Genomic DNA, 15,823 nt, shown 5'->3' with positions numbered 1-15,823 from the left:
AAGTTATGGCACGAAAAATTGATGAAGATAAAATAAAGAGAATTAAAGAAGCAACCATGAAAACGATTGTTGATTTTGGTATAGAATCAACAACCATTGCAATGATAGCAAAAAACGCTAATGTGAGTGGAGGGTATTTATATAGAACTTATTCGGGAAAACAAGAACTTATTAATGAATTATTTTATGAGAAAGTTATTGCTTTGAATAATGAATTAACCTTTTTACTGAGTTTAAATCCAACAAGCATTCAACCCCTTTTAAAAACATTTATAGCGAATAGAATTGTTTACTTTATAAATGAACCAACAGCTTCAAATTTTTTTTACCAACTACTTCATAATGATAATTTTAAGTTAACAGGTGATTTAAAGCAGAGTGTAGTTAATATGATGCAAAAAATTAAATCTATTGGTATTAAAAGTGGTGAAATAAGTGAAAAAATAACATTGTTCAATTTATACTTTTATATATTAATTTATCCAGTAGATTATATTCACTTCAAGCGTAAAAATATTTTTGAAAGTAATGTAATAAATACCAACGATATTACTAGTTTAACAAGTACCATTTTAAATATTTTAAAAAATTAAGAATGAGAATTACGTATTTAAATTTAGTATTTAAAAGCCCTAAAAGCTTAGTTTATCTACTGTTTTTAGCAACTTCAATAAGTTATAGTCAACAGCTAACTTTAAAAGAAGCACATTCATTATTACTCTCTGAAAATGGAGAAATTTCTGCCTCTAATTTTGAACTAAAGGCAGTAAACGAAGAACATAAAGCTACTAAATCTTTATACCTACCTAAAGTTGGAGCATCAGGTAGCTATTTAAGATTAGATGAAGATATTAAAGTTGATCTAAATCCGCAGCGCAATATGATTGGTGGATTGTTACAAATTTCAAATCCTGCATTAGTATTAGGAGATTGGAATGTAACATTACAAGAAAAATACCTTGGATTTGCTACTGCAGATTTAGATATGGTTCTTTTTGCTGGTGGGAAAATTAATGCTGTAAATAAAGCGTCTGAAATAAAATATCAATTGGCAGAAACCCATCATCATCTTAAAGAAGAGGAGTTAACTGTAAAATTAATCAACTATTATTTTAAGTTAAAATTAGCTGAGGAAGCTTTAAAACTTAGAGAAGAAGTTTATCAAACCGTTTTATTACATAACCAAAAAGCAACAAAGTTTTTTGAGAATGGCATTATTCCAGAAGTTGAAACTTTAAATGCTAAAGTTGCTTTATCGAATGCTAAAAGAGAGCTTTTGGCTGCAAAAAAAGATGTTTCATTGGCACTTACGGCTATTCAAAATTTAATAGGTACCACAAATTTTAAAACTGTTTCAAGTGCCTTCATTCAACCTACTATTTTAGAACCTTTAGCTGATTTTGAAGAAGATATGTTATCTGAAAATAAACAACTAAAAACAATTCAACAAAATTATAAGCTAGCTAAAGTAGGAGTTAAAGTTGAAAATAGCGAGTATTTTCCTAAAGTTGCTTTAAAGGGAAAGTATGTATTATGGAAAGACAATCTTCCTTTAGTAGATACTAAGTGGTTTGCTGGTATTGGTATAAAATGGGAACTTTTTGATGGTTTTAAAAGAGAACACCAAATAAAAGCTTCAAAATTTAAAGTAGCTCAAGTGGAACAACTGAATAAACAAGCAAAATTAAATTTATTAACCTATACAGAAAAATTATACAATACCTTACAAAAAGAACTTGAACAATATGAAAGTTTGACAGCAGACCAAGCCTTAGCTGAAAAACTAAGGTATATGAGAATGAGAGCTTTTGAAGAAGGTACAGGAACTTTATTAGAGGTTGTAGATGCCACATTAAAGCTAACTGAAATAAAATTATATAAAATAAAAGCCCTCTGTCAATATAACATAACGTATGGAGAGCTAATGGTTCAATTAGGAAAAACAGCTACTTTTTTAAATCAAATTTAAATTTATTATGAAAAATATTAAACTTATAAAATCATTCATTAGCATCATAGTTATTGCAACTGTACTGCTATTAGGTGTATGGCTAATTAATAAACCGAAAACTATTGTTTTGCAAGGTAGAATAGAGGCTAAGGAAATATATTTAGCAGCCAAAATACCTACTAGAATTAATACTTTTGAAGTTAAAGAAGGAGCAAGTGTTACAAAAGGACAATTATTGGCAACTTTAGAAAGTCCCGAAATAATAGCAAAAGAAGCACAAGCTTTAGCACTACATGATGTAGCTACTGCACAAAAAAATAAAGCGTTAAATGGAGCTCGTAAAGAAGAAATTAATGCTTCCAAAAGTATTTATGAAAAAGCCAAAGTAGGGGCAGAAGTAATGAAAAAAACTTATGAACGTATTGAAAATTTATATGAAGATGGAGTAGTTTCGGCTCAAAAAAAAGATGAGGTTTTTGCCCAAAAAGAAGCCGCTTTAAAAGATGAAGTTGCCGCATACAATGCTTATAAAATTGCATTAAAAGGAGCTAGAGTAGAAGATGTAGATGCTGCAAGTGCATTGGTAAAACAAGCTTCTGGAGCTTTAAGTGAATTGGAAAGTTATAAAAATGAACGAAATATTGTTTCTCCAATTAATGCAGAAGTGCTAAATTTTTTACCAGAAGAGGGTGAGCTAATAGGAGCAGGGTATCCTGTAGTTCATTTGGTAGACATTACTAATAGTTATGCGGTGTTAAATATTAAAGAAACGATGTTATCTAAGTTTAAGAAAAATGCTGAATTTATTGCAACAGTTCCAGCATTAAACAATAAACAAATTACTTTTAAAATATATTATATCGCACCTTTGGGCGATTATGCTACGTGGAATGCTACAAAGGCTACTGGAGATTTTGATGTTAGAACTTTTGAGATTAAAGCCACACCAGTAGGTGAAGAAGTTGAGTTAAGACCAGGGATGAGTATTTTAGTTCAGGCATCACAATTTGACTAATATGATGAAGTTACTATTAAAAATAGCGAAACGTGAAATTGCTTTGTTGTTTTCAACAAAAACTACTTTTGTTTTTGCAATTGTTTTACCTTTTGTTTCAATGTTTTTTTTTAATACGTTATTATCCAACGGAGTTGCAAGAAATTTACCAATAGCTGTTGTTGACCTTGATCATTCTTCAATATCAAGAAATATAATTTCCCAGTTAAATGCAACTCCTGAGTTAGAAGTAACTCATCTTCCTGTTAATCAATTAGAAAGTGAAGAGCTCATTAGGTTAGGTAAAATTTATGGAATTGTAACCATTCCAAAAAACTTTGGATTGGAAATAAAAAAAGGAATGCAAGTAACTATTTTAAATCAGTACAATAGTAATGTTTTATTACCAAGCGGTTTAGAACACAAAGCATTTAGCAAAGTTATTGGAACAATTTCGGCAGGTATAGCTATTGAAAAGCAAATAAAAAAAGGTGTTTCTGTAAAAAACGCTAAAATTAATTTTCAACCTATTTTAACAAATAATCATGTATTGTCAAATCCATATACCAACTATTCCTATTATTTAAATTCAGGATTTTTAACAATGTTTTTCCAATTATTTGTAATACTTACAACAATTTATAGTTTTGGCTCCGATTTAAAATATAGTAAAGGAGCAAAACTTGTTAAAATAACAAATGGAAATATAATAAGTATCATTCTAGGAAAGCTATTACCTTATACTTTGTGGTTTTTACTGGTTGGAGTGGTGTTGTTTATAAGTATGTTTGTACTGCAAGATTTCCCTATGAGAGGAAATAAACTAACACTTTTTGTTGGCTTATTTTTACTTATTTTGGCAAATCAATCTTTTGCCTTGTTGTTTGTTTCTATAAGTAGAAGTTTTAGAGAAGCTCTTACTGTAGGTTCTGGTTTTACAGCGGTTAGTTTATCTTTTTCGGGAATTACATTTCCTATTTTTGGAATGCCTATACCCATGCAGTGGTTAAGTGAATTATTCCCTTTCACCCATTTTTTTGAACTATTTTTAGATCAAACACAAAGAGGTATTCCATTGTTTTACTCTTATAAATCTGTTGTAATGTTGGTGGTATTAACACTTTTTCCAGTTACTATCGGCTGGTTAAAGTTAGATAAATTGTTTAGGAAAGGTGTTTATCTTCATAGAATTTGAAAATGAAAAATTTGATCAAATCATACTATAAATTTAGAATTTTTTTTTGGGACGCATTTTTAACTGAATGGAATTCAATTAAAAGTGATAAAGCAGTGGTAAGTACTTTTTTTTCAATAAGCATTATCATATTAGCATTATATACATATATTTATTCCAATGAAGTAGTGAAAGAGGTACCAATTGCTATTGTAAACCTAGACGCATCTAAAACAAGTAGAGATTATATTTCTATGCTTGAAAGTACTAATGGGTTACATACAATTTCCACGTTTACCAATTTGCAAGAGGCAAAAGAAGCATATTATCAAAAAAAGGTACGAGGAATTGTGATTGTTCCTTCAAATTTTGAAAAGAATATTAGAAGTGGTCAACAAGTAGTAATTTCAACATTTTCAGATGCTTCCAATATGGTTTTTTATAAAAAAGTTTTAGGTGATATTACATTAATAAATGGCTACTTTAATGCAGGTATTGTAATTAAAAAATATATGTCTAAAGGAATGTCTTTTAATGAAGCGCAACAAAATTATAGTCCAATTAAGTCTGTTTCAAAAAGTTTATTTAATACAAGTTCAGGTTATGCTACTTATATAATTCCTATGTTAACTGCTTTAATTGTTCAATTAGTATTATTAATGGGAATTGGAATTTTAAATGGTACAAGACAAGAAACCACAACAACACATCAAAAGTTTCCTAGGTTGCTTAGTAAAGGAGGTACCATACCAGTTTTGTTAGCAAAATCTAGTTTATATTCATTATTATTTGCAATTGTAATTCCAATTCAAATTGGTATAATTTATACAATTTTTAAGATACCAGTTAGGTCGTCTTTAACCACTGTTTATCTTTTTTTAATTCCTTATTTATTTTCAGTAGTTTTTTTAGGAATTGCTATAAGTTCTTTGTTTAAAAAGCGAGAAGATGCGATTTTATTTTTAGTATTAATTTCTATTCCTTCATTAATGTTAAGTGGATTGTCTTTTCCTGTAGAAGGGTTTTCAGAATTTTATCAAAATTTAGCTACCCTAGTTCCATCCACACCTGGAATAAATGGTTTTGTGCGTTTAACACAAATGGAAGCCTCTTTTTTTGAAGTGATTAATGAATGGAAGCATTTATGGATATTAACAATTCTATATTTTTTGTTAGCTGCTTTTTCATTAAAAAGAAGAGCTAAAAAAGAATATTTATTGCTTAGTAAAAAACAATTTTAAATTTTAGCCAATTCTACTTATTTGTTGTAATTTTTTATGATTTAAAATTTCAATTTCTTTATCACACACTTTTATAATACTTTCTTTATTAAATTTTGATAAGGTATTAATAACACTTTCTTTTGAGTAACCAAGTATATTGGCCAATTCTTTTCTATTAACAGGAAGTTTAAATTTTGGAGAACTATAAATTTCTTCAAACTCAAGTATAGTAAGCGAAAGAGCTCCTTCAATATTTTTTTGAGAAAAATTGGTAATTTTATGAAAAATCCCATTAGCAACACCAGACATATGCTTTATTAAATTTAAGGCAAATTCTCCATTGTTTTTAATGAATTTTTGAAAAATTGACATTTCAATAAGAGTAACTTTTGTATTTTCTAAAGCGGTAGCGGTAAAATCAAATTTGTCAAATGCAAAACAACATACAATTCCTATAAATGAATGTGGTTTAACCATTGTCAATGTAGCTATTTTATTTCCATTAGTAATTTCTAACTTTACCAAACCTTCAGTAACATACAAAATGTTATTAGAATCAATACCTCTTTTTATAATGATTTCTCCAGCATTAAATTCTAAATCTGTTTTGTGTTGAACCATTTCTTTTTTTTGATCTTCAGTCAAAATTTGTAAGCATTCTTGAGCATTCAAAAACTGAAATTTGAAGGGTCTTTTTTCAGTTAAAAAATCTGGCATCTTTTAAAAATTAATTGTTTATAGCTTTTAATGTAAAGTTACATTATTAAACTATGAAAATTCCATAGTTAAACAAAAAATTTAATGATTAGATTCACTTTATTAGAAGTTTAAAGTAGCTTAAATTTATTGAATAAATGGTTGTAGAAAAATGCTTTTTTTACAGAGAGTTTAATCAACTAACTATTTATTTAATAAATTAAAAATACGAAATATGAAAAATTTAATTTTAAAACTTTTAGTTTTTGGCTCAGCATTACTTTTTATAGATTATATCATTATGTTAGCTGTAGGATGTACCACCTGTTTGTTTGGTTTTACAAGTAGCTTTTACGATTGTAATTTTTGTATTATTGGAAAACTAGTTTTGTTAATTTCATTTTTAATACTACTACTAATACTTCTTCCAGAGATGAAAGTACAATTTAAAAAATACAGATATTAAAAGTGATTAAGAATTTAGTCAGCTTCAACAATTGGGTTAGATTCTTCAATGTCATCAGCTCCGTGAGCAAGTTTCTTTAATTTTTTCACAAAAACAATTAATAACAAGCCAAATGAAACACAAAAAATAAGAATTCCTAAAAATATGGTTAATTCTCCTGCATTTTCAGCTGCTTGACCTACCATTCCTGCAAGTTTATTTCCAAGCCCGGTTACCATAAAATAAGCTCCCATCATTAAAGAAGCATACTTTATAGGTGCTAATTTAGTAATAAATGAAAGGGCAACAGGAGAAATACTTAATTCTCCTACTACATGTAAAAAATAGGCTCCAAACATCCAGTAAATTGCTGCTTTACCATCTAAAGAAGAAGCTGTTTCAATAGCTGCTCCTGCCAATACTAAAAACCCTAAACCTGTTATAATGGTACCAAGCCCCATTTTAAATAAAGATGAACTTTCTTTGCCTTTCTTTTGCCATTTAGACCATAGATATGCCACAGGTACACCTAATAAAATCACATAAAAAGCATGTAAAGATTGTAAGAAACTTGCAGGCACTGTAAAACCAAAAATTTCACGATCTATTTTGTCACGCGCATATAAATTCATCAGCCCTCCAGCTTGCTCATAAGCTGCCCAAAACACCATAACAATAATAAATGATATGACTAAAACAATCATTCTATCTTTTTCAATTGTTGTTAGTGGAACGCTTTTATTTGTAGTTTCCTCTCTTTTAAGAGGTACAAAATTGCCAACATCTTTTAAGTATTTTTGTCCCAAAATATACACAATAAGACCAAGAGTCATTCCTACACCAGCCAAACCAAATCCTAAATTCCAGTTGATTACTTCGCCTACATAACCAACTATTAAAGGCGCTGTAAAGGCACCTATATTAATTCCTATATAAAAAATAGTGAAGGCAGTATCTCTTTTTTCAGAGCCAGGTTTGTATAAACCACCTACCATACTTGAAATATTAGGTTTTAAGGCGCCAACTCCTATAATAATTATTAAAGCACCTAAATAAAATGCCCATATTTCAGGAAAAATTAAAATAAAATGCCCTATAATAATTAAAATACCGCCTACCATAACAGCTTTTTTTTGCCCTATTAAACGGTCAGCTAGTAATCCGCCTGGAACAGACATTACGTAAACAAACATAGTATACCATCCATAAATTTCTAAAGCAGATACATTATCCCAACCTAAACCAGCATTGCTTTCGGTTGTTTTGGCAGTTAAATATAAAATAAGTATGGCGCGCATACCATAAAATGAAAAACGTTCCCATAGTTCTGTAAAAAATAGAATATATAATCCTTTTGGGTGACCCCACAATGTTTGCTTTGGCATAGTTGAATTAAATTTAGGAAGCTAAATATACTGTTTTATTGTGAATGTAATAAGTAAGTTTTAGAAAGCTCATTTATTTTTTAATAATGATTTTCTTCCAATAGTTTTTGTGATGATATCTTTTTCAATATTCCACCCTCTAGCAGGAGAATATTCTCTACCATAAAAAATAATTTGTAAGTGAAGTTTATTCCACAACTTTTTAGGAAATAACCTTTTAGCGTCTTTTTCAGTTTGTGCTACACTTTTACCGTTAGATAAATTCCAACGATACATTAATCTATGAATATGAGTATCCACAGGAAATGCTGGGATTCCAAAAGCTTGACTCATAACCACACTCGCTGTTTTATGTCCAACAGCTGGTAATTCTTCTAAATCTTTAAAATTTTGAGGTACTTTTCCTTCATGTTTTTCAATTAAAATTTTTGACAAACCATAAATGCCTTTTGATTTCATTGGAGATAAACCAACAGGCTTAATAATTTCTCTAATTTCCTCTACAGAAAGTTTAACCATATCGTAAGGATTATCGGCTTTTTTAAAAAGCTTTGGCGTAATTTTATTTACACCAACATCGGTACTTTGAGCGGATAACAATACCGCTATTAACAAGGTATATGGATCTTTGTGATTTAATGGTATTGGTGTTTTAGGGTATAATTTTTCTAGGGTATCTATTACAAATTGAACTCTTTCTTGTTTGGTCATTTTTAGTATCTTTACAAAAAGCTAAAATACAAATTATGACAACATTAAAAATAGGAGATAAAGCACCAAATTTTACTTCCGTTGATGAAAAAGGAAATACCGTAAAATTAGAAGACTATGAAGGAAAAAAATTAGTATTGTTTTTTTATCCTAAAGCGAGTACTCCTGGTTGTACTGCTGAAGCTTGTGATTTAAGAGATAATTACCAATCTTTTTTAGCAAAGGGATATGATGTATTAGGTGTTAGTGCAGATTCTGCTAAAAGACAACAAAATTTTATAACAAAAAATGAATTGCCTTTTCCGTTGTTAGCTGATGAAGATAAAACAGTTATCAGTGCATTTGGTGTTTGGGGGCCGAAAAAATTTATGGGACGCGAATATGATGGTATTCATAGAACAACTTTTGTTATTGATGAAAAAGGAATAATTGAAGACGTTATTTCAAAAGTAAAAACAAAAGAGCACGCAAAGCAAATTTTAGGATAATTTTAAGTTGAAATAATTAAAATTTTACATTAAATTTTAGGTTTAAAACACGTTGTGTCATATAATTTGGTATGCCATAAAACTGTTTAGAATACGCATCACGAACCCAAGTGTTTGTAATTGAATTTTGAACATCGAACATATTAAATATTTCAAAACCCACAGAAAGTTCTTTAAAACTTTTGAGCCAACCAGTATTGTACTGATTTTTAGCATCTATAAATACATATGAAATTCCAATATCAGCTCTTTTATAGTCATTTAATCTATTTTGATAGTTATAAGCATTAGCATAAGATGGCGATCCTCCAGGTACTCCAGTATTATAAACTAAATTTAAATACATTTTTATATTAGGAATGTTAGGTACATAATCTTGAAATAACATTCCAAATTTAAAGCGTTGATCTGTTGGACGAGAAATATAACCTAAATTATTGCTGTTTTCTTCAGTTTTTAACAAACCAATACTTACCCAACTTTCTGTTCCAGGAACAAACTCTCCATTTAAACGAATATCAATTCCAGTAGCATAAGCTTTCGCATTGTTTGTTGCACTATATCTTATTCTAACATTGTCAACTGTATAGGTGTTCACATTTGTTAAACTTTTAAAATAGATTTCAGAAACCAATTTAAAAGGTCGGTTCCATAATTTAAAACTAAGATCGTTACCCAAAACTAGTTGTAATGATTTTTGAGCATCAACTTTCGGATGTATAATTCCTTCTGCATCTCTTAATTCTTTATAAAATGGAGGCTGATTATACATACCCCCAGAAATTCTAAAGAGCATATCTTTTTTCCAATTAGGTTGAATAGCAAATTGTCCTCTAAGGCTGTAAATAATTTGATTTGCAGTTTCAATATCAGAACCGTTTACATTCCAATTATGAGAACGAATACCAAAATTATACCATATTCTATGATTTTTCCAGTTGGAAATATTACCTAATTGTGCAAACCAAACCAGTCTATCAATTTTTATATGGTTCTGACTATTAATGTGTTGGTATGGTGTGATTTCGCCTGTAAAAGGTTCGTAAGGTTGATTGTTAGTATTGTGATGTGGAGGTCGAACATTAAAGCCTAAAGAGTCAATAACTTCCCATTCTTTAATGCGGTCTTTTATATCTTCTTGTTGAAACTTTATACCAAAATCTAGTTGAAGTTTATTTTTTTTATACGTGGTTTTTATTTCAGAATTATAAACTAAAGCATCTAAATCGTTTCTAGCATGGTTTAACTGTGAGCCTATATTTTCAGAAAATTCTACTTCACCAAAGTTATTGGAACTAAAATCGTTATTCACGACGCCTAAATTATAACTAGCCAAAATATCGTAATATTCTTCTTCAATGGAACTGTAGGCACTTGTTGTTAAGCTAATAGTTAAATTTTTATAAACTTGGTAATTTCCTTTTAATGCTCCAAAGAGGGTTTTAAATTTATCTTTTTCTTGTCCTTCATAATAAACAATAAGTTCTAAAGGATTTGAAAGTGTCCCAAATTTTGTTCTTCGAGTACTAGGAATGTAGTTGTAGTTATTGATAGCAATGTTTCCTAAAAAATCAATTTTAAACTTTGAATTAACTTGGTAGGATAGAAAGTTTTGAACATCTATAAAACTGGGATTGTAATTGGTTTCAACATTTTTACTATTTACAAATAAACTATTGTCTCTATATCGTATTCCTAATAATGCGCTTAATTTATTATTAAGAAGTGTCCCTCCAATTGAAGCGCTTGCACCAAGCAAACTAGCATTAAAATCAGCTTCAAATTTTTTAGGAGTTTTATACGTTATGTCTAAAACCGAAGACATTTTATCTCCATACTTTGCTTGAAATCCACCTGCTGAAAATTGAATATTTTGAATTAGGTCGCTATTTATAAAGCTCAAACCTTCTTGTTGACCAGAACGGACTAAAAATGGACGATACACTTCAATTCCGTTAACATATACCAAATTTTCATCAAAATTACCTCCACGCACATTGTATTGAGTGCTTAATTCATTATTGTTGTTTACACCAGCTAAAGTCATTAAAATATTTTCAACACCATTATTTGCACTAGGTATTTTGGTAATATCTTCGGGTTTGACAGTGAATATTCCTTCAGCATTTTTTTTACGATCTTTAACTAGCACTTCATCAATTTCCTCAATTTTTATTTCTAAAATTGGATAATATCTAAATGTTTTGTTTGAAGGTAAGTTGAATTTTTTTTCTAAAGTTTTGTAAGAAATATGATTAATAAGTACTGATACTTCTTTGTTAGCTGGTATTATTAAAACAAACTCACCTTTATTATTTGTGGTAACTCCATTGTTAAGGTAAGAAACAGTTGCACCTTCAATAGGTTTTTTATAAGTGTTTTTTACTACTCCTTTAATGGTCGCATTTTGAGCATTTAAAAAAGATATAACCAAAAATAATAATAAAGGAAGAAATTTTTTCAATAGCTTGGTGTTATTTTTTTCTAAAAAAAGTTGCATTTATTGTTTTAGAGTTTCCAACATTGTCAGTTACTATTACTTTTAAATGATGTTTGGCTGTTGTAAACGTTTTATCATTTAAATTATAACTTAAAATTCCATTTTTAACATTGTATTCCATTAAAATCCATTCCCCGTCAATTTCACCTCTAAAAGTAGCAATTCCAGATTCATTATCAGTAATTTTTACTTTTAAATAATTATAATTAGTCAGCCATTGTTCATTATTAAAATTATGTAATTTTATTTTAGGAGCAATGGTATCTTTGGCTAAAGTAAATTCACCTAATTTTTTAGTAGTGGTATAAAAAGTAGTTTCTTTTTTTATAGTTTTTTCATAGTTGGTTTTACCTTTATCATTAATTGAAGCAATGTATAATTTTCCTTTTTCATTTATAGTGTAATTTGATACATCAAAAGTTAAGGTGTATTTTCTATCTAGAGGAAGCGTAGGAGTGTGTACTTTTACAAAAGAATCATTAACCTTAAAATCTAGATAAAAGTCGTTATAAAAAGTGTATTTAGGAAAAGCAACTGTTATTCCTTTTTTGGTGAATTTATTGAATAGTTGATGATTAATTTTATAGGGGGTTTCTTTTATTTTTTGAGTTGCAACAATAGAGTCTTTTTTTCCAACAATAGGAATTATTATTTTTTGTTCATTTCCTTTATAATCTTTAGCTTTAATTTCCACATTGTAATTAAAACCATCTTGTATAGTTAAATAACCATTACGAAATGCTTTATTATATAAGCTAAGTTTATTTTTAGGTTCTATAAAGCACTTTTGAATACGCTGATTTAATGTTGAAAAGCGTTCATAATCAATTAATAAGTTTATGTATTTAGTTTCAGAAAAAGAAAACGAAGTTGCTTTAAATTCATGAACTTTTTCGCCATTCACAAACATTTCTAAACTGTACAATCCATTTTTATTGTAAGCTCCATCTAATTGATCATAAGCATTAATTCCAAAACCAATTTTACCGAAAGCTTGTATTTTTGAAGTAACTAGATTACCATTTTCTAATTTTCTTAAACTTAGAGTTGTTGGTATATTGGTGTTATTTATGTGAGCATTATCACTTAAAGAATAACCTATTAGAGTATTTATTCGAGGTTTTTTAGTGTCTTTTACAGTAATACCAAAAAACATTGGATTTATAGGTTTTTCAGTTTTTGTATCTCTAATTTCAAAATGTAAATGAGGTCCTACAAATCCTCCTGTAGCTCCGCTAAAAGCTATTAATTCGTTTTTATTAATGGGAAGTTCACTTGCTGAAGGAAAAACTTGAATTTCAAAACTTTCTTTTTTGTATTGTTGTTTTTTAATATAATCTTCAATTTTTTTGTTAAACTTTTTTAAATGTGCATATACTGTTGTATATCCATTTGGGTGAGTTATATAAACTGCTTTTCCATAGCCCCAAAGTGAAATTTTTATTCTTGAAACAAAACCTTCAGCAGCAGCATATACATTTAATCCTTCTCTTTGTTGTGTTTTTAAATCTAACCCAGCATGAAAATGATTGCTTCTTAATTCTCCAAAAGTTCCAGAAAGTATTAACGGTATATCTAAAGGTTTATCAAAATAATTAGTTGGGTACGTGTTTTTTACAGATAAATCACCCTGCCCAAATACTACCTGGTTTATACATACTATAAAGAAAATAATAAGTTTTTTCATCACTGTTAGCTTTAACGCTAAAATACTAAATAATATTTTTTTTAAGTTTTATTAAAAATGAATTAACTGTTAAAACGTTTTAATTTTAATAAAATGCAAAAAAACTGTTGTAATATTGCCTTACTAATACTAACTTTGTATTTATAGTTTATATTCTTTAGATAATATGAGTAATATAACACAAGTTGTTAATTTAGTAGAAGATAAGCTCAAAATACTTTTAGAGAATTATAGTTTTTTGAAAGAAGAAAATGAGTTTTTATTAAAAAAAATAGCAACTTTAGAAAATCAAATAGCTAAAGAACAGCAATTATTTAATGAAATTGAGAAAAAACATCAAACATTAAAAATTGCAAAAACTATAGAAGGCAGTAAAGAAGATAGAAGAGAGACAAAACTCAAAATAAACGCTTTAATTCGTGAAATTGATAACTGTATCACTCAATTAAGCGAATAAGTTCTTTAAAATGGCAGATAATTTTTTAAAAATAAAAGTAACCATTGCAGGTAGAGTGTACCCTTTAAAGGTAAAAAACGCCCATGAAGAGGAAGGTATGCGCAAAGCTGCAATTAAAATAAATAATTTGGTTGCTAAATTTGAAAAAAATTATGCAGTAAGTGACAAACAAGATGTATTAGCTATGAGTGCATTACAATTTGCTTCACTTCAAGAAATTAAAGCCATTAATGAAGAGTATGATTTATCAAAAGCAACAGAAAAAATTAATAAATTAGGGGCTCTTATAGATGAGCAACTGAAAAAATAAGTTCTTTAAAATAATATTAATTAATAACACTGCCTACATTAGTTATTGTTTGTTAAACTCAACACTATATCTTTATAAAGGATGAGTCTTAAGTGTAAGAGCAAGCCGTCTTTGAACGGATCCTCGATCATTTAGTTAGTTCTAATCTTGTTTATAAGGAGTTTACAAAACCCTTCTAATGTGGGCTTTTTTTATATATACATTTGAATTATGGTAGAATATATCATGCCAATAATAATTGGCATAGGAATAGGATTAGCAATAGGTTATATAATTGCTAAAGTATTGGAAAAAAACAAGGCAACTAAAATAATTAGAAATACCAAAAAAGAAGCTTCTTCAATAATCAAAGAAGCTAGAATTGAAGCAGATGCCATTAAAAAAGATAAAATTTTACAAGCCAAAGAAAAGTTTATAGAATTAAAATCTGAACATGAAAAAGTAATTATTGCACGCGATAAAAAAATTGCTGATGCTGAAAAAAGAATTCGAGATAAAGAATCTCAAGTTTCTCAAGAATTAGATAAAAATAGAAAACTCAATATTGAAATTACTGGAAAAATTAGTGATTACGATAAAAAGATAGAATACTTAGAAAGACGTACCGATGAAATCGATAAATTACATCGTAAACAGGTTGAAAACCTAGAAGTTATTTCTGGGCTTTCTGCAGACGATGCAAAAAAAGAGTTGGTTGAATCTTTAAAAGAAGAAGCCAAATCAGATGCAATGGCAACAATTCAAGATACTATTGAAGAAGCTAAATTAACTGCACAACAAGAAGCACGTAAAGTAATTTTAAATACCATACAAAGAGTAGGAGTTGAGCAAACTGTGGAAAATTGTGTATCGGTATTTAATATAGAATCTGATGATGTTAAAGGAAGAATAATTGGTAGAGAAGGTAGAAATATTAGAGCATTGGAGTCCGCTACCGGAGTTGAAATTATTGTAGATGATACCCCTGAAGCAATCATACTTTCTTGCTTTGATCCAGTAAGAAGAGAAATTGCTCGTTTGTCTTTACACAAACTAGTAACAGATGGTCGTATTCACCCAGCTCGTATCGAAGAAGTTGTTAAAAAAACTGAAAAACAATTACAACAAGAAATAATAGAAGTTGGTAAACGTACAGTGATAGATTTAGGAATTCATGGACTTCACCCAGAATTGATAAAAACCATTGGTAGAATGAAATATCGTTCTTCCTATGGACAAAATTTATTACAACACTCACGTGAAGTTGCAAACCTTTGTGGCTTAATGGCTGCTGAATTAGGTTTAAATGCTAAACTAGCCAAAAGAGCAGGATTGTTACATGATATTGGAAAAGTACCTGAAACTGAAAGTGAATTACCTCACGCATTACTTGGTATGGAATGGGCTCAAAAATACAATGAGAATCCTGAAGTTTGTAATGCAATTGGTGCTCACCATGATGAAATAGAAATGAAAACTTTAATTGCTCCAATTGTACAAGTATGTGATGCCATTTCTGGGGCAAGACCAGGAGCTCGTCGTCAAGTTTTAGATTCCTATATTCAACGATTAAAAGATTTGGAGGATATAGCGTTTGGATTTACAGGAGTCCAAAAAGCCTATGCTATTCAAGCGGGTAGAGAGCTACGTGTTATTGTTGAAAGTGAAAAAGTAAACGATGCTAAAGCAGCTGAATTATCATTCACAATTTCACAAAAAATTCAGAATGATATGACGTACCCTGGACAAGTAAGAGTTACAGTAATTAGAGAAACTAGAGCTGTAAATATTGCTAAATAGTATAAGTTTTAACTACTAAAAAA

15 protein-coding genes and 1 other RNA gene are annotated in these 15,823 nt (G+C 29.0%); 11 read left to right on the top strand and 5 right to left on the bottom strand.

All coding sequences use genetic code 11. The features are described from left to right. Positions 1–5: 5 nt before the first annotated feature. From ACFQZW_RS09785 to ACFQZW_RS09765, 5 genes are read left to right on the top strand one after another with little or no spacing between them, the layout of a single operon-like run. Complete coding sequence (locus ACFQZW_RS09785) at positions 6–593, top strand: TetR/AcrR family transcriptional regulator (protein ID WP_298286308.1); 588 nt, start codon at positions 6–8, stop codon at positions 591–593. 2 nt (positions 594–595) lie between these two features. Beyond that, positions 596–1,969, top strand: a complete 1,374-nt coding sequence (locus ACFQZW_RS09780; protein WP_386782695.1) for a TolC family protein — start codon at positions 596–598, stop codon at positions 1,967–1,969. Between the two features lie 7 nt (positions 1,970–1,976). After that, on the top strand, positions 1,977–2,966 hold the full coding sequence (locus tag ACFQZW_RS09775; protein WP_386782694.1) for an HlyD family secretion protein: 990 nt from the start codon (positions 1,977–1,979) through the stop codon (positions 2,964–2,966). 1 nt (position 2,967) lies between these two features. Further along, positions 2,968–4,140 (top strand): ABC transporter permease, encoded by a 1,173-nt coding sequence (locus ACFQZW_RS09770; protein WP_386782692.1) that lies wholly within the window; start codon positions 2,968–2,970, stop codon positions 4,138–4,140. 2 nt (positions 4,141–4,142) lie between these two features. Beyond that, positions 4,143–5,360 carry an ABC transporter permease gene (locus tag ACFQZW_RS09765; RefSeq protein WP_386782690.1) on the top strand — a complete coding sequence of 406 codons (1,218 nt, stop codon included), beginning with the start codon at positions 4,143–4,145 and terminating at the stop codon, positions 5,358–5,360. Positions 5,361–5,363: 3 nt separating this feature from the next. On the opposite strand, the gene ACFQZW_RS09760 is transcribed toward ACFQZW_RS09765, so the two are convergent. Continuing rightward, on the bottom strand, positions 5,364–6,059 hold the full coding sequence (locus ACFQZW_RS09760) for a Crp/Fnr family transcriptional regulator (RefSeq protein WP_372800920.1): 696 nt from the start codon (positions 6,057–6,059) through the stop codon (positions 5,364–5,366). A gap of 214 nt (positions 6,060–6,273) precedes the next feature. Here ACFQZW_RS09760 and ACFQZW_RS09755 point away from each other — a divergent pair, with 214 nt between their 5' ends. Then, a complete protein-coding gene (locus tag ACFQZW_RS09755) occupies positions 6,274–6,504 on the top strand; it encodes a hypothetical protein (RefSeq protein WP_386782687.1) in 231 nt (76 codons plus the stop codon). A gap of 14 nt (positions 6,505–6,518) precedes the next feature. Here the strand turns inward: ACFQZW_RS09755 and ACFQZW_RS09750 are convergent, their stop codons facing one another. Continuing rightward, positions 6,519–7,868: a peptide MFS transporter gene (locus tag ACFQZW_RS09750; RefSeq protein WP_386782685.1), complete on the bottom strand. Its 1,350-nt coding sequence runs from the start codon at positions 7,866–7,868 to the stop codon at positions 6,519–6,521. A gap of 69 nt (positions 7,869–7,937) precedes the next feature. Further along, the gene (nth, locus tag ACFQZW_RS09745) at positions 7,938–8,579 is read right to left on the bottom strand and encodes an endonuclease III (RefSeq protein ID WP_386782683.1); all 642 of its coding nucleotides are present in this window, start codon (positions 8,577–8,579) and stop codon (positions 7,938–7,940) included. A gap of 35 nt (positions 8,580–8,614) precedes the next feature. Here nth and bcp point away from each other — a divergent pair, with 35 nt between their 5' ends. Next, a complete protein-coding gene (gene bcp / locus ACFQZW_RS09740; protein ID WP_298263027.1) occupies positions 8,615–9,067 on the top strand; it encodes a thioredoxin-dependent thiol peroxidase in 453 nt (150 codons plus the stop codon). 16 nt (positions 9,068–9,083) lie between these two features. Here the strand turns inward: bcp and ACFQZW_RS09735 are convergent, their stop codons facing one another. Both ACFQZW_RS09735 and ACFQZW_RS09730 read right to left on the bottom strand, forming a co-directional pair. After that, positions 9,084–11,567, bottom strand: coding sequence for a TonB-dependent receptor (locus ACFQZW_RS09735; protein WP_298263026.1), 2,484 nt, complete (start codon positions 11,565–11,567; stop codon positions 9,084–9,086). Continuing rightward, complete coding sequence (locus tag ACFQZW_RS09730; RefSeq protein WP_298263025.1) at positions 11,542–13,254, bottom strand: M23 family metallopeptidase; 1,713 nt, start codon at positions 13,252–13,254, stop codon at positions 11,542–11,544. The genes ACFQZW_RS09735 and ACFQZW_RS09730 overlap by 26 nt, the downstream gene beginning before the upstream one ends. A 166-nt stretch (positions 13,255–13,420) precedes the next feature. On the opposite strand from ACFQZW_RS09730, the gene ACFQZW_RS09725 reads away from it, so the two are divergent. From ACFQZW_RS09725 to rny, 4 genes are all read left to right on the top strand, one after another. After that, positions 13,421–13,711 carry a hypothetical protein gene (locus tag ACFQZW_RS09725; RefSeq protein ID WP_298263024.1) on the top strand — a complete coding sequence of 97 codons (291 nt, stop codon included), beginning with the start codon at positions 13,421–13,423 and terminating at the stop codon, positions 13,709–13,711. Positions 13,712–13,721: 10 nt separating this feature from the next. After that, positions 13,722–14,021, top strand: coding sequence for a cell division protein ZapA (locus ACFQZW_RS09720; RefSeq protein WP_298263023.1), 300 nt, complete (start codon positions 13,722–13,724; stop codon positions 14,019–14,021). Positions 14,022–14,077: 56 nt separating this feature from the next. After that, positions 14,078–14,185: non-coding RNA, 6S RNA (ssrS, locus tag ACFQZW_RS09715), on the top strand. A gap of 46 nt (positions 14,186–14,231) precedes the next feature. Continuing rightward, positions 14,232–15,800: a ribonuclease Y gene (gene rny / locus ACFQZW_RS09710; RefSeq protein WP_298263022.1), complete on the top strand. Its 1,569-nt coding sequence runs from the start codon at positions 14,232–14,234 to the stop codon at positions 15,798–15,800. Positions 15,801–15,823: the final 23 nt, after the last annotated feature.

It is taken from the genome of Lutibacter aestuarii, assembly GCF_042676885.1.
Classification (GTDB): Bacteria; Bacteroidota; Bacteroidia; order Flavobacteriales; family Flavobacteriaceae; genus Lutibacter; species Lutibacter aestuarii.
The sequence above is the reverse complement of the archived record's forward strand: the minus strand, read 5'-3'. Positions and strand labels throughout refer to the sequence as shown.

Excerpts from the sequence above, each read along its gene's own strand:
- ACFQZW_RS09765 (WP_386782690.1), top strand. The coding sequence starts at position 4,143 with ATGAAAAATTTGATCAAATCATACTATAAATTTAGAATTTTTTTTTGG.
- ACFQZW_RS09785 (WP_298286308.1), top strand. The coding sequence starts at position 6 with ATGGCACGAAAAATTGATGAAGATAAAATAAAGAGAATTAAAGAAGCA.
- bcp (WP_298263027.1), top strand. The coding sequence starts at position 8,615 with ATGACAACATTAAAAATAGGAGATAAAGCACCAAATTTTACTTCCGTT.
- ACFQZW_RS09730 (WP_298263025.1), bottom strand. The coding sequence starts at position 13,254 with ATGAAAAAACTTATTATTTTCTTTATAGTATGTATAAACCAGGTAGTA.
- ACFQZW_RS09750 (WP_386782685.1), bottom strand. The coding sequence starts at position 7,868 with ATGCCAAAGCAAACATTGTGGGGTCACCCAAAAGGATTATATATTCTA.
- ACFQZW_RS09775 (WP_386782694.1), top strand. The coding sequence starts at position 1,977 with ATGAAAAATATTAAACTTATAAAATCATTCATTAGCATCATAGTTATT.
- ACFQZW_RS09770 (WP_386782692.1), top strand. The coding sequence starts at position 2,968 with ATGATGAAGTTACTATTAAAAATAGCGAAACGTGAAATTGCTTTGTTG.
- rny (WP_298263022.1), top strand. The coding sequence starts at position 14,232 with ATGGTAGAATATATCATGCCAATAATAATTGGCATAGGAATAGGATTA.
- ACFQZW_RS09725 (WP_298263024.1), top strand. The coding sequence starts at position 13,421 with ATGAGTAATATAACACAAGTTGTTAATTTAGTAGAAGATAAGCTCAAA.
- ACFQZW_RS09760 (WP_372800920.1), bottom strand. The coding sequence starts at position 6,059 with ATGCCAGATTTTTTAACTGAAAAAAGACCCTTCAAATTTCAGTTTTTG.
- nth (WP_386782683.1), bottom strand. The coding sequence starts at position 8,579 with ATGACCAAACAAGAAAGAGTTCAATTTGTAATAGATACCCTAGAAAAA.
- ACFQZW_RS09755 (WP_386782687.1), top strand. The coding sequence starts at position 6,274 with ATGAAAAATTTAATTTTAAAACTTTTAGTTTTTGGCTCAGCATTACTT.
- ACFQZW_RS09735 (WP_298263026.1), bottom strand. The coding sequence starts at position 11,567 with ATGCAACTTTTTTTAGAAAAAAATAACACCAAGCTATTGAAAAAATTT.
- ACFQZW_RS09720 (WP_298263023.1), top strand. The coding sequence starts at position 13,722 with ATGGCAGATAATTTTTTAAAAATAAAAGTAACCATTGCAGGTAGAGTG.
- ACFQZW_RS09780 (WP_386782695.1), top strand. The coding sequence starts at position 596 with ATGAGAATTACGTATTTAAATTTAGTATTTAAAAGCCCTAAAAGCTTA.